At 46.9% G+C, this 12,707-nt stretch carries 11 protein-coding genes; 6 read left to right on the forward strand and 5 right to left on the reverse strand.

What is annotated here, in order from left to right; genetic code table 11:
* Positions 1 to 6: 6 nt before the first annotated feature.
* The 3 genes from BLV62_RS04605 to BLV62_RS04615 form a co-directional block, all read right to left on the reverse strand.
* Positions 7 to 1,770: an ABC transporter ATP-binding protein gene (locus tag BLV62_RS04605; protein ID WP_089759164.1), complete on the reverse strand. Its 1,764-nt coding sequence runs from the start codon at positions 1,768 to 1,770 to the stop codon at positions 7 to 9.
* The gene (locus BLV62_RS04610; RefSeq protein ID WP_089759166.1) at positions 1,751 to 3,478 is read right to left on the reverse strand and encodes an ABC transporter ATP-binding protein; all 1,728 of its coding nucleotides are present in this window, start codon (positions 3,476 to 3,478) and stop codon (positions 1,751 to 1,753) included. The genes BLV62_RS04605 and BLV62_RS04610 overlap by 20 nt, the downstream gene beginning before the upstream one ends.
* Before the next feature lie 172 nt (positions 3,479 to 3,650).
* On the reverse strand, positions 3,651 to 4,214 hold the full coding sequence (locus BLV62_RS04615; RefSeq protein WP_089759408.1) for an NADPH-dependent FMN reductase: 564 nt from the start codon (positions 4,212 to 4,214) through the stop codon (positions 3,651 to 3,653).
* 189 nt (positions 4,215 to 4,403) lie between these two features.
* On the opposite strand from BLV62_RS04615, the gene BLV62_RS04620 reads away from it, so the two are divergent.
* Complete coding sequence (locus tag BLV62_RS04620) at positions 4,404 to 5,165, forward strand: SDR family NAD(P)-dependent oxidoreductase (RefSeq protein ID WP_089759168.1); 762 nt, start codon at positions 4,404 to 4,406, stop codon at positions 5,163 to 5,165.
* 33 nt (positions 5,166 to 5,198) lie between these two features.
* Positions 5,199 to 5,585: a DUF3052 domain-containing protein gene (locus tag BLV62_RS04625; RefSeq protein ID WP_139169932.1), complete on the forward strand. Its 387-nt coding sequence runs from the start codon at positions 5,199 to 5,201 to the stop codon at positions 5,583 to 5,585.
* Here the strand turns inward: BLV62_RS04625 and BLV62_RS04630 are convergent.
* Positions 5,582 to 6,886 carry a sensor histidine kinase gene (locus tag BLV62_RS04630; protein ID WP_089759172.1) on the reverse strand — a complete coding sequence of 435 codons (1,305 nt, stop codon included), beginning with the start codon at positions 6,884 to 6,886 and terminating at the stop codon, positions 5,582 to 5,584. The genes BLV62_RS04625 and BLV62_RS04630 overlap by 4 nt on opposite strands.
* A gap of 221 nt (positions 6,887 to 7,107) precedes the next feature.
* On the opposite strand from BLV62_RS04630, the gene mrdA reads away from it, so the two are divergent.
* The 3 genes from mrdA to BLV62_RS04645 all read left to right on the forward strand — a co-directional run bounded on the left by mrdA (position 7,108) and on the right by BLV62_RS04645 (position 10,805).
* Positions 7,108 to 9,060 carry a penicillin-binding protein 2 gene (gene mrdA, locus BLV62_RS04635; protein ID WP_089759173.1) on the forward strand — a complete coding sequence of 651 codons (1,953 nt, stop codon included), beginning with the start codon at positions 7,108 to 7,110 and terminating at the stop codon, positions 9,058 to 9,060.
* Positions 9,061 to 9,116: 56 nt separating this feature from the next.
* Complete coding sequence (locus BLV62_RS04640; protein ID WP_089759175.1) at positions 9,117 to 9,707, forward strand: TetR/AcrR family transcriptional regulator; 591 nt, start codon at positions 9,117 to 9,119, stop codon at positions 9,705 to 9,707.
* A gap of 102 nt (positions 9,708 to 9,809) precedes the next feature.
* Positions 9,810 to 10,805 carry a GlxA family transcriptional regulator gene (locus BLV62_RS04645; RefSeq protein ID WP_089759177.1) on the forward strand — a complete coding sequence of 332 codons (996 nt, stop codon included), beginning with the start codon at positions 9,810 to 9,812 and terminating at the stop codon, positions 10,803 to 10,805.
* Positions 10,806 to 10,817: 12 nt separating this feature from the next.
* Here the strand turns inward: BLV62_RS04645 and BLV62_RS04650 are convergent, their stop codons facing one another.
* Positions 10,818 to 11,255, reverse strand: coding sequence for a response regulator (locus BLV62_RS04650; protein WP_089759179.1), 438 nt, complete (start codon positions 11,253 to 11,255; stop codon positions 10,818 to 10,820).
* Positions 11,256 to 11,438: 183 nt separating this feature from the next.
* Here BLV62_RS04650 and BLV62_RS04655 point away from each other — a divergent pair, with 183 nt between their 5' ends.
* Entirely contained in the window at positions 11,439 to 12,698 is a 1,260-nt protein-coding gene (locus BLV62_RS04655; protein WP_089759180.1) for a PQQ-dependent sugar dehydrogenase, read from the forward strand.
* Positions 12,699 to 12,707: the final 9 nt, after the last annotated feature.

The following is a 12,707-nucleotide window of genomic DNA, read 5'->3' on the forward strand; positions in this document are numbered from 1 at the left end:
AAAAAACTAGCTTTCTCTTGTTCCCTGCATAAGTTTTTCCATGGCATTCTGGAATGAACCTGCTTTGGTAACTTCTCCCGAATTCACAAAATAGATCTCATCGGCGTTCTCTATAGTATTCAGGCGGTGCGCAATGATCACGCGGGTAGTGGTAGCCGGCAATTTCTGAAGGATCTCTTCCAGCAACTGTTCAGTAACAGTGTCGATGTTGGCAGTGGCTTCATCGAGGATGAGCAGATCAGGTTTCCGCAACACGGCCCGCATGAAAGCAATGATTTGTTTCTGTCCTAAGCTGATGCCTTCTGCACCTGAAGTTACCCTGGTATCCAGGCCTTCTTCAAATATGGCCAGCAGTTTTTCCAGGTTGGCTTCCCTGATCAGGGTTACCAGCTCTTCGTTGGAGGCATGAAGATATTCGCTGTTGCCGTAAAGGATATTTTCCCTGATGGTGCCGGAAAACAGGAAAGGCTCCTGCAAAATGAAACCTATCTTCTTCGTTCTTTCACTATCGCTATAACTACGTATATCCTTGCCTGATAGCAGCACCGTTCCTTTGGTAGGGTCGTACAGGCGGGCGATCAGGGATGCGGTAGTGGTTTTGCCGCCGCCGGTAGGCCCAACCAGCGCATAGGTCTTACCCTGTTCGAAAGAAAGGTTGATGTTATGCAGTATCTCTTTGCCTTCAGGGTAACCGAAATGCACGTTGCGGAACTCGACCAGCGAACTGGATGGCGGTGTGACCGGCCCAGCGGGGACGGTAACCAGGTCGGATTCCAGGTTCAGGATCTCGGAGATCCTGTCCCAACCTGCCATGGCCACCTGGAAGTTGGCCCATAAAGTAGCCAGTTGCCGTAAAGGAGTGTAGAAATAGTTGGTATACCCCAGGTAGGCCAATACCAGACCGATGGTAAACTCGCCCTGCGAAATGAGGTAGATGCCAGCCACCAGTACCAGCAGTTGTGCGATGCTGGAACAAAGGGCGTAGAATGGCAGGAATATATTATTGGCAATGCCTGCGGAAACAGCTGTGTTATAGTTGTTGGTATTGGCTTCGCTGAAACGTTTCCTGAAATAATCGCGGCGGTTGAAGGCAACAATTGCTTTGAAGTTGCCCAGGCTTTCCTGGATCTCGGCGCTCAATGCACCTACCGTTTTCAGGTTAGCGGCGTTCCGGCGTTTAACCCAGGGAGAAAGCACCCTTGTAAACAGGAGAATGAGTAGCGCAGGAAGCAGTGAAATGGCTCCCATCTTCACATTCAGCGCCAGCAGGAAAATTCCTGCGCCAACCATGTTGGCAATGCTGCCCAGGAACTGCATCAGGGCCTGGGAAAAGAACTGGTTCAGTTTATCCGTATCGTTATTGACCCTGGAGATCAGGTCGCCTGCTTTGTTCTGGTTAAAAAAGGCTACAGGTAATTGCTGGATCTTGTTGAAAATGGCATTTCTCAGCGTGAATAGCGTACGCTGTCCAACCCTTCCCATTAGCTTGGTCTGGAAGTAACTGGTGAAGAGCGAGATCAGGTACATGCAGATGAGTATTGCACCGGAGATCAGCAAACCTCGGTATTCTTTATGTACAATAAAATGGTCGACCGCGTAGCTGATGAGCAATGGTCCCAGCAGGTTGATCGCCGAATTGAGCAGGATGGCTCCCAAAGCCAGCCAGAGGTTTTTCCTTTCGCTGGTGATCAGTTGCAAAAGATTTTTAAAGGCAGTATAGTTCGAAGCGCGTTGGCCCTGGGTGAATGTTTTATTTAGATTGTAATTCATAGTTGCTGGTGCTTTGCTGAGAATGATAGATCTGAACGTATTCAGGGCTGTTATGCATTAATTCGTCGTGTGTGCCTGTCGCAACAATTTCTCCCTCCATCAACAGGATGATCTGGTCGTAGTTGGTTACAGCCGCTATTTTCTGGGTAACCGAAACCAGGGTGATACCGGGAAACGCTTCTGCAACATTGGCCAGGATCTTTTTCTCTGTAGTGGTATCTACCCTTGCCGTGAAATCGTCGAGCAATAAAACAGTAGGTTTGATAGCCAGTGCGCGGGCCAGCATAATTCTTTGTTTCTGACCGCCCGATAAACTGGAGCCCCGCTCAGATACAAGCGTATCCAGCTTTTCGGGAAGGGTGTTAATAAACGCCGAAAGTTCCGCGGTTTGGATAGCTTTCTCCATATCCGCATCTGTTACGGTTTCATTGAAGGCAATGTTTTCCCGGATGCTCATATTGAAAATGATGCTGTCCTGGAACACGAATCCAACCTGGCTGTGATAGGCATTGGCGTCGTATTCGGTCACTGGGCGGTTGTCTACCAGTACCTGACCCGAAGTTGGTTTCAATAACCCCGTGATGAGGTAAAGCAGCTGTGTTTTGCCGGCGGCGGTAGGACCAATGATAGCTACTTTGCTTCCTGCTTTTATGTTGAAAGAGATATCTTTTAATACAGGTTTCTCTCCATACTTTACATTCACTTTATCAAAAGTGATATCCCCTTTCAGGGGAGTGGTAATATTGCCTGCCGGCATGGTATCGGGCAGGTGCAGTACGCTGCTGATACGCTGGTAAGAGGCGGTTGCCTGTGCAATAATGTTGCTCATAAACCCGATGATGATAATAGGGAAGATGAGCAGGGAGAGGTAGGTGGAGAAGGCTGTGAAATCGCCCAGCGACATGGAATTGTCGATCACATAATGGCCGCCCAGCAGCAAAATGGCTACAGAGCCCATGCTGGCGGCAAAAGTGATAACAGGCATCAGGCCGGCAAATAATTTTACGATGGAGAGACCAAAGTTCATTGCCTTGGTGTTGGCATCAAGAAATTTGTTGTCTTCCAGTTGCTGGCTGTTCACCACCCTGATCAGCGCGGCACCCAGGATGCTTTCATTGATCACTTTGTTCAGCCAGTCCATCACTTCCCGGCTTTTTATGAATAAGGCCCTGACTTTTCTGAGTACCAGGAAAAAAGTGACCCCGATGATGGGGATGATGGTGATAATGATCAGGCCCAGTTTCCAGTTGATGCTGAGCAGCAGGATGCTGACGCCTATTATAATGAAGACAGACGATACCAGGGAAACGATCGCCTGCGATACGAACAGCTTAATACTGTCGACATCCGCGATCAGGTTCGTGAGCAGGCGGGAAGGATTGGCCTGCTCTACCCATGCATAGCTTTGGGTAGAGATCTTTTCAGCGATCCTGTTCCTTAAATGCAGGGCTACTTTTTCGGATACCCTTACCTGTAAAAGGTTTTGCAGGTACGTGAAAATAAGGATGAAAAGGGCGACCGAGAGGAAAGTAATGAGTACTGAAGAAAGGTTGAAACTGTTCTTTTCGTAGGCATCTACTGCATTTCCTATTATTTTGGGGAGCCATAGGTTTAAGCCGCTGCTTAGCAAAGTAAATATTATCAGCAGTGCTACCATTTTCCCGTAAGGTTGCAGCAAACTGAATAAACCAGGTTGTTTTTGTTTCATTTTATTCAACTTATCAGTTGGGTGTTCAGAAAGAGACGATCTTGCGAGGTAAAAATTGTATAAGCCGACAAGATAAAATTTTTTTTGCGAGAATAGAACTAATAAAAAAGAACGCAGCGGGTATTAGCTACCGTGTACTGCGTTCTTGTATTGAGAGGGAAGTTTAATTGAACTATCCTGCGGGTACTGATTTCTTTTCGTTAATGGCGGTGGCCAGCCATTCAAAATCATCCAGGAACTTTTTAGCGGAACGAATGGTATGTTCATTTACCAGTTCCATTTTTTCATTGAAAGCGCCGTAAACTTCCGGCACCAGTAACTTGGTGGGTACTGCAATCCCACCTGCGCTGTTAACAACCTGCTGTAACTGGTTTGCTGCGCTCACGCCGCCGAGCTTCCCTGCGCTTACGGCCACAATGCCGGTTGCCTTACGGTAAAATTCTGCGGAGAAATAATCCAGCGCATTTTTTATCACGCCCGAAAAACTGCCATGGTATTCGGGTGTGATCAATATCAGCGCATCCGCCTGGTGCAGGTTCCCGCTTAATTCTTTTACCGTTTGAGGTAATGCAGGGTGCAGCGATACTCTTTCTTCCAGCAGGGGAAGGGAAAGAGCTGCCAGGTCCAGCAACTGCGGCTCATGTTGCCGCGCTTCCAATTGGTTGGCCAGGTAGTGACCTATTTTATGTGATTGTCGCCCCTGCCTGATACTTCCTATTAATAAACCTACTTTCATCTTAATAATATTTTTGGGCATAACAAAGGTACAGGAATTTTTTAATAAACCAAATATTCATTTGGTTTATTGTGTAAAATAGACCGCCAGGTTAGTTTAAAATACTTAAACAGTCACCATAAATACTTAACGTCTCACCATAACAGAATGACTGCTTTGCCGGAACTTTGGATCATTAAATTTTTAATTATGGCAACAAAGAAAATAGCATTGGTAACTGGCGGCAGCAGGGGATTGGGTAGAAATATGGCCCTCAAACTGGCGGCTCACGGACATGACCTTATTATTACTTACAAAAGCAACCAGGAAGAGGCGAACAAAGTAGTAGCAGAAGCGGCGGAACTGGGCGTTAAAGCGGCAGCGTTTAAGCTGGACACTGCCAACGTATCAACTTTTGATGCATTCATCGGCGAAATTTCCGGGTACCTGCAGGAAACAACAGGTAAGGCGAGTTTTGATTTCCTGGTGAACAATGCAGGTATCGACAGGCGGTCGCTGATCCCTGAGATCACTGAAGCGGAATTCGATGAACTGTGCAATGTACACCTGAAAGGAGTTATTTTCCTTACACAGAAAGCATTACCATTGATAGCAGATGGAGGAAGGGTGATCAATCTTTCTACAGGGCTGGCCAGGTTTGTAACACCAGGATATGCAGCTTATGCAGCCATGAAGGGTGGCATAGAGGTTTTTACCCGTTACCTCGCCAAGGAGATCGGAAGCCGGGGTATTACAGCCAACGCAGTAGCGCCTGGTATTATTGAAACTGATTTTACCCGTTCCGTATTCGAACACGCTCCTCAGGCCATCGAGTTCATTAAATCTCAGACCGCGCTGGGTCGTACAGGCGTACCTGATGATATAGGCGGTATCGTGGCTTTCCTGTGCAGTGAAGATGCCAGGTGGATAACTGCGCAAAGAATCGAAGCATCAGGAGGAATGTTCCTTTAAAATTGTAATTTTCCCTCCCAAATAATCATGATCATGTCGGGAGATGCAGTACTGAAAAAATTATACTATCAAAAAGCCTCGCAACATCTCATTGTGAATGCGCCGGCTTCTTACCTCGAACTAATAGGCGACCGGGGTTTTGACCAGGAGCCTGCGGCTGCAAAAAAAGGAAGCTACGATTTCGTACAGGTATTTGCCGTTAAGCAAAAAGAACTGCTGGCATTATTAAAGAAGCTGGCTCCTTTTGTAAAAGAAGACGCTTATTTCTGGGCATGTTATCCGAAAGGGGGGAAACTAAATAGCGATATAAAAAGGGAAACCGTCTGGGCTGCCTTCGATACCATTGCATTGAACGTGGTAAGCAGCGCCGCCATAGATGATACCTGGACCGCTTTAAGGGCGCGTCCTTACACCAACTAACCGGCAAGCGGCAGTTCCAGGAAAAAGGAGCTGCCGCCTTCCGGGTTATTCTGATACCAGATTTTCCCGTTCTGGGCAATGGTATATTCCTTACATAAATATAATCCCATTCCTACGCCTTTCTCATTATCCGTTCCGAAGGTAGAACGTACTTTCAGCGAGAAGATATCTTCCTGCTGACGGATGCCTGTACCGCTGTCTTTGATCTCGATCCGGCAGTTATTTCCCTGCTTGCTGGTGCTTACCTCTATAGTTCCTTTGGCGGGAGTAAACTTCGCCGCATTTCCCAGCAGGTTGCGGATGATCAGCTGAAGCATATTGATATCTGCCAGTACGTCGACAGCAGTATCTATCTCAGCCTTGAAATCAATATTTTTCTTGACAACTGCCATCCTGGTGATTTGCAGGATGGGCTCCAGCGCCGTGGCAACATTCACCGGAACCAGGTTGATATTAGGCCCTTCCATCTGGGTCTTCGACCACACAAGGATATTGTACAGCATCTCCTGCGTGTTGTTCACTACATAGAGCAGTTCCCCTTCGATCTGTGCTTTATCTGCCGCATCCAGTTCCACTTCCCGGATCAGTTGCAGGTAACTCTGGATAGATGCCAGCGGGTTCCGGAGATCATGGGAGATCAGGGAGAACAGTTTGCTCTTCTCCGCGTTCATTAGTTCCAGCGATCTTGTTTTTTCTTCCCCTCTCTCTTTCTCTTTTTTATAAGCATTCTTCAGGTAAACAGTGCCTATGAATATTACTATCACATTGGTAATGTAGGTAGGTGTCATATCGGCGAACAGGTCTTCCCGGGTATCATATACCGATGGCGCCGAACCGGGAAAATAGTATTCATACGTGATCAATCCTATTACTACAACCAGGTTTACGATCAGCCACCAGGCATACTGGCTACGCGGACTGATGAGCATAGTAAGGAAGAAGGCCAGGGTAAAGGATAACAGCGAAGCGCCCTGTATGCCGCCGCTGAAAAAATAGTTGACAGCAAACAACACATTGACAACGATCACTGACAGGGCAATACTGGTGTTAAGCTTTTTATGGAAACGCGACAGGTAATAAATACCGGCGAATGCGATCACCAACACTGAAAATATCAGCGCCGTTACTTTTAGTCCTGTCAGGTAGTTGTACGGTACATTGAAAGCAAGAATGAATACAGCAATTAAACAAATAGTGTTGAAGATGCGGTTTTCGAGGGAAAACTCGGTAGGTTCTCCAATTAATCGATAAGATAGTTTTTTTAACAAAGGCGATAGGTTCCTTTTAGCACTCAAGAACATGCGATTGATTTTTGGTAAGACGGCAATCGTCCCGGAAGTATTTACGTAAACGTGAACTTTCCGGCTTCGTATCCGCCATTTTTTTTACTAGAAACAATATCCGCGCCACTTAATTTTTTCGCAAAAAATTCTTATCATTTTTAAAGACCACCTGTGTAGGAATTTTACTACAAATGATTTTTATAAATTAGTTTTGCGTTCTAAATCTCCCTCCATTTTTCATGTCCGTTTTCACGCAACCCAGGCGACGCATTGTCGTGCTGCTCATCGCAGGCCTCGTGCTATTGTTGACTTCCAGGCTGTTTTATCTTCAGATCGTTGAAAAAAAATATCAGCGTCTGGCCGATGCAAATGCTGTAACAAAAAAAATAGTTTACCCCAGCAGAGGGTTGATCTTCGATCGTAAAAATAAAAGTATTTTAAGCAACGAAATTTTATACGATCTGGTTGTTACTCCTGCTGCCGTTAAAAATATTGATACCAGTTATTTATGCAGCATTCTCGGAATTGACAGGACGGCGTTTAAAAAACGTATAGCCGACGCTGTTAAAAAGAACGGTAAGGTCAGACCTTCCGTATTTGCAAGTTTACTTTCTGCTTCTTCCTTCAGCCAGTTGCAGGAAAGTATGTATCTCTTTCAACCCGGTTTCGAACTGGTACCCCGGCCTGCCAGAACTTACCCTTACAAAGCTGCTGCTAATATACTAGGTTATATTGGTGAAATATCACCCGGTTTGCTCAAACAAGATAATTATACGGGATATCAGTCAGGCGATTATATAGGACTAACGGGGCTGGAGAAGAACTATGAGCGGGTATTAATGGGACAAAGAGGTACACAATATATCGTTAAAGACAATTTGAACAGGCCACAGGGATCCTTGCAGAACGGGGAGTTCGATACAGCCGCCGTTGCCGGAAAGAACCTGCGGCTCTCCCTGGATATAGAGTTGCAGGTATTGGGAGAAGAGTTGATGCGGAACAAGGTTGGAAGCGTGGTGGCAATAGACCCCGCCACCGGCGGCATTCTCGCTATGGTTAGTGGTCCCGTCTTTGACCCGAATCTATTGTCGGGGTCTGCCCGTGCCCGAAACGTGGGCAAACTGTTTTCAGATCCTACAGAACCATTCCTGAACCGGGGCATACAGGCCACTTACCAGCCAGGATCGGCTATGAAGCCGCTTACCGCTATTGTGGCGCTGGACGAAGGGATCATTACCCCCGACTTTGGCTATCCCTGCCTGGGCGCCTATACTCCCTGCAACCGTACGATCAAATGCCTGCACCGGGAACCGGGGCATGCCGCCAATATGCGGGTAGCGATGGCCCATTCCTGCAATGCGTATTTCCTGCACCTGTACAGGCTGGAAGTGGACGCCCGCAAATGGGGAGGAGTGAAGAATGGACATGCCAGGTGGGCCGAATATATGTCGCGCTTTGGCCTGGGGCACCGGCTGGGGATCGACATTCCCAGCGAAAATCCCGGCTTCGTGGCCGATACTACGGTGATCAATAAACGATATCATGGCAACTGGAACTCCTGTTCCGAGCTGTATGTAGGAATGGGGCAGGGACAGGTAGCGGTAACGCCTTTGCAGATGGCCAATGCCATGTGCCTTATTGCCAACCGGGGATATTACTACCTGCCGCATTTTGTGCAATCTATCGACCAGGATAGCTCAGATCTGCTGGCTAAATTCAAAGAACGGCATACCGTGGCCAGGATATCTGATACTGCCTATAACGCAGTGATATACGGAATGGAAGATGTAATAGAACACGGAACAGGAAAAGGCGCACAGATACCCGGTATTGCCGTTTGCGGTAAAACAGGAACAGCCCAGAACAGGGGAATTGTAAACGGGAAAGTGACCGACCTGAAAGATCACTCCGTATTCGTGGCCTTTGCGCCCAGGGCCAATCCCCGGATCGCCATTGCCGTGATCGTGGAAAATGCCGGTACCGGCGCTACTTTCGCGGTTCCTATCGCCAACCTGATGATGGAGAAGTATTTAAAAGATTCATTGCCGGCCTCCAAGCGTGCGGTAATGCAGCGAATGCTGGAAACATCCACCATTCCGCTCGCCAAGGCGGAGCTCTCGAAAATTGATTCCCTGAACACTACCACCGGGATGTTGACAACAGAACAGGTAATGAAGAAATATTTTCACTAACTTAATAGCCATCCCTCAGCCATTATCCACTGAAGAATTTTTATATTTTTGAGACTATGCGGAACAGAGATGAAAATAAGGTTCAGGCAATCAGGGACAGCGCCGTTGAAATGATAGCCAATGATGGCCTTGAAAACTTCAGTATTAACAAGCTGGCTAAAGCTGCGGGCGTGTCTCCCGCCACGATTTATATTTATTATAAGGATAAAGATGACCTGATCACCAGTATTGCTATTGAAGAAGGTTTGAAAATGGCCAGGGCTACCCTCGAGGGGTTCGACCCGGATATGCCCTTCAGGGAAACGCTTTGGCGGCAGTGGCAGAACAGGACCGCCTATAACCTGGCGAACCTGCAGGCAGGGTATTTCTTCGAACAACTCACTAACTCTACCTACCGTGAACAAATGCTGGAAATAGTATCTGAAGAATATTCCAAAACATTAGGCAGGTATGTGGAGAAAGCTATGGAGAGGGGGGAGATAGAAAGGATGCCATTGGTCACTTACTGGGCCCTGAGCTTTGCACCGCTTTATTCTCTTATCAATTTTCACCGCGAAGGCAGGGACTTTAAGGGCAACGCCTTTGAGCTGACGCCAGCCATCATGGAACAGGCTTTTAATGTTGTGGTGAAAGGATTGCTTAAATAACAAATTGGCCCGGAACGGGTTGTGTGGAAGGCAGGATATTCTGCCTCCAAAAATGAATAAAATGATTGTTGAGATAATAATCTTTTCTCTTAGATTTGAAATATGAAGCAAGTTGCCATAATAGTTCCACGCGGAGCCGTAGCACTCAGCTGTATTGAAGGTCCCCTTGTCTGTTTTACACAGTTGAACAATTTCCTCGTAAGGGAAGGAAACGACCCGATGTTTGACGTAAAACTGGTGGGCGCCACCAAAAAGCCTGAAGATTATCACCAGGTCTTCAGGGTTACGCCTGATGTTGAGATATCTGACAATACTTTCAGGCCCGACCTTATTATTATCCCGGCGGTGAATCCCGACCCGGAAGGCGGATGGCATAAAGTATTGAAAGACAATGACACTATTACCAAATGGATAGCGGGTCAACGTGCCAAAGGCGCGGAAGTGGCCAGTTTATGCGTTGGGGCATTCCTGCTGGCAAGCACCGGTTTGCTGAAAGGAAAACGCTGTTCCACACACTGGAGCGCAGTAGCAGATTTCCAGGCTATGTTCCCGGATATTGAACTGGTGTCAGAAAAGATCATTATAGACGAAAACGGCATCTATTCCAGCGGCGGGGCCAATTCTTTCTGGAACCTCCTGCTTTACCTGGTAGAAAAATACCATGGCAGACCGATGGCGATCGCTCTCTCCAAGTATTTTGAAATAGACCTGAGCAGGGATAGCCAGGCCGCCTTCAGTATGTTTGTAGGGCAACGCAATCACCAGGACGATTCCGTTCTGAAAGCACAGGATTATATTGAAAAGAACTGGGGAGAAAAAATAACCGTAGACCAGCTGGCCGATATCTTCTCCGTAGGCCGCCGAAGCCTGGAAAGAAGGTTTAAAAAAGCTACCAGCAATACCGTTACGGAATACATCCAACGGGTGAAAATGGAAGTGGCTAAAAAAAGCTTTGAGTCGAGCCGTAAAAATATTAATGAAATTATGTACGAAGTGGGATATTCTGATACCAAGGCTTTCAGGAATATTTTCAAAAAGGCGACGGGCATCTCTCCTATGGAGTATAGGAACAAATACAATAAATCAATCTCTAAATAATTAGCCGGTCCTTTAATGGCTGCTCATATTTGGTTGCTGGGAAGGGAACAACATCTGGAAGCTTCCTTCCAATACACCTTTAAGCATATTACACAGTTCCTGGAAAGTATTGGGTTTAGTCAGGAATAGTTTTGCTCCTAACCTGAAGGCATCTTCCCGGTCTTCTTTTGTATCGGAAGTGCTTAAAATGATAATCTGGGTTACTTTGTGTTGCAGAAGTTTTCTCAACTCAACCAGGCATTCCCGGCCATTCATTAAAGGCATATTGAAGTCCAGGAAAATGTAGTCAGGAGCATATACCTTATTCTCTTTGAATAACGCTAACGCCTGTACGCCACTGGCAAATACACGCGTTTCGATAACAGGGGAAATATTAGTGATTGCCTCCTGGAAAAATGACCTGTCATCCGCATCATCATCTATAATCATTACCTGCTGTGGTGTCACCATGGTTAAAATTTTACGTTAAGGATTTTCATGTCTTTTAATTACTCTTTGGCTGGCAGGAACCATGAAGTTACTTAAATAAATCTCACTTTTCGAATTAAATATTTGCTAATGTTTGACCGCAGACCCCGTTTTCTATACCTGGCGCTGGCTTGGATATTGTAAGAGCAACGGGAAACACTTTATATGAAAAAATGTTTGTTATCACTCCTATTATCGGGCCCGCTATATCTCTGGGCGCAGCAGGATACGCTTCAGCTTCCGCCGCCTCACGCTACCAAATCCTACATGAAATACAGCCATGTGATGGGATGGCAACCTAACGAAACGCCAACGGCGCCGCCGGGACTTAAAGTTACTTTGTATGCAGACCAGTTGCACAATCCACGCTGGATGTACCAGTTGCCCAACGGCGATGTATTGGTTTCGGAATCCAACAGCAATCACTCATTTTTTACCAAGATAGGCGCCGTATTCGTTGGAGCTAATAAATCCAACAGTATGAAAAAGAGTAAAGACCAGGTCACTTTACTCCGCGATGCCGATGGTGACGGTATTCCCGAACAACGGTTCATATTCCTGAAAGGACTGCACCAGCCATTTGGAATTTTACTCCTCGGCAACCGTTTGTATGTTGCCAATACCGACGCCCTGCTGACATTTCCCTACAACACGGGCGACACGTTGATCACTGCCCCGGGAACGAAGATCGCTACTTTCCCTGCCGGTAAAATTAACAGGCACTGGACCCGGAATATTATCACCAATGCCGATAAAACAAAATTGTACGTCGCTGTAGGTTCAGGCACCGATCATGCCGAGAAAGGTATTGCCAATGAAGATCACCGCGCCTGCATTATCGAGATGGACCCTGATGGGAACAACCAGCGGCTATATGCAACCGGTTTGCGTAATCCTGTAGGTATGGGCTGGGCGCCGGGAACCAACACTTTGTGGGTAGCCGTCAACGAACGGGATAACCTGGGCAACGACCTGGTTCCCGATTACCTGACAGGCGTAAAAGAAGGGGGATTTTACGGCTGGCCGTATTACTATTTCGGGGCCCATCGCGATCCACGGGTCAAAGATGCTCCAACAGTGCCGGCCAGCCGGGTGATCGTACCTGATGTGCCTTTGGGATCGCATACCGCTTCACTGGGCCTGGTATTTTATACCGCTAAAAGATTTCCGGAGAAATATCATAACGGGGCATTTATAGCACAACATGGTTCATGGAACCGCAAACCGGTAAGTGGTTATAAAGTTTTGTTCGTTCCATTTAAGAATGGAAAGCCGGCAGGGCCGCCGGAAGATTTCCTGACCGGGTTTGTACACAATGCCACGGAAGGAATTGTGAAGGGCAGACCGGTAGGGTTACTGGTACTGAAAGATGGAAGTATGTTGATGACGGATGATAAGAATAACAGAATCTGGAGGATACAGTAAATTGCAGCT

The sequence above is a fragment of the Chitinophaga terrae (ex Kim and Jung 2007) genome, from assembly GCF_900107795.1.
In the GTDB taxonomy this organism is placed as follows: Bacteria; Bacteroidota; Bacteroidia; order Chitinophagales; family Chitinophagaceae; genus Chitinophaga; species Chitinophaga terrae.

What these genes read in the sequence shown, in the direction of transcription:
- BLV62_RS04655 (WP_089759180.1), top strand. Translation starts at nt 11,439, where the DNA reads ATGAAAAAATGTTTGTTATCACTCCTATTATCGGGCCCGCTATATCTC.
- BLV62_RS04630 (WP_089759172.1), bottom strand. Translation starts at nt 6,886, where the DNA reads ATGTTCTTGAGTGCTAAAAGGAACCTATCGCCTTTGTTAAAAAAACTA.
- BLV62_RS04645 (WP_089759177.1), top strand. Translation starts at nt 9,810, where the DNA reads ATGAAGCAAGTTGCCATAATAGTTCCACGCGGAGCCGTAGCACTCAGC.
- BLV62_RS04650 (WP_089759179.1), bottom strand. Translation starts at nt 11,255, where the DNA reads ATGGTGACACCACAGCAGGTAATGATTATAGATGATGATGCGGATGAC.
- BLV62_RS04615 (WP_089759408.1), bottom strand. Translation starts at nt 4,214, where the DNA reads ATGAAAGTAGGTTTATTAATAGGAAGTATCAGGCAGGGGCGACAATCA.
- BLV62_RS04625 (WP_139169932.1), top strand. Translation starts at nt 5,199, where the DNA reads ATGTCGGGAGATGCAGTACTGAAAAAATTATACTATCAAAAAGCCTCG.
- mrdA (WP_089759173.1), top strand. Translation starts at nt 7,108, where the DNA reads ATGTCCGTTTTCACGCAACCCAGGCGACGCATTGTCGTGCTGCTCATC.
- BLV62_RS04640 (WP_089759175.1), top strand. Translation starts at nt 9,117, where the DNA reads ATGCGGAACAGAGATGAAAATAAGGTTCAGGCAATCAGGGACAGCGCC.
- BLV62_RS04620 (WP_089759168.1), top strand. Translation starts at nt 4,404, where the DNA reads ATGGCAACAAAGAAAATAGCATTGGTAACTGGCGGCAGCAGGGGATTG.
- BLV62_RS04605 (WP_089759164.1), bottom strand. Translation starts at nt 1,770, where the DNA reads ATGAATTACAATCTAAATAAAACATTCACCCAGGGCCAACGCGCTTCG.
- BLV62_RS04610 (WP_089759166.1), bottom strand. Translation starts at nt 3,478, where the DNA reads ATGAAACAAAAACAACCTGGTTTATTCAGTTTGCTGCAACCTTACGGG.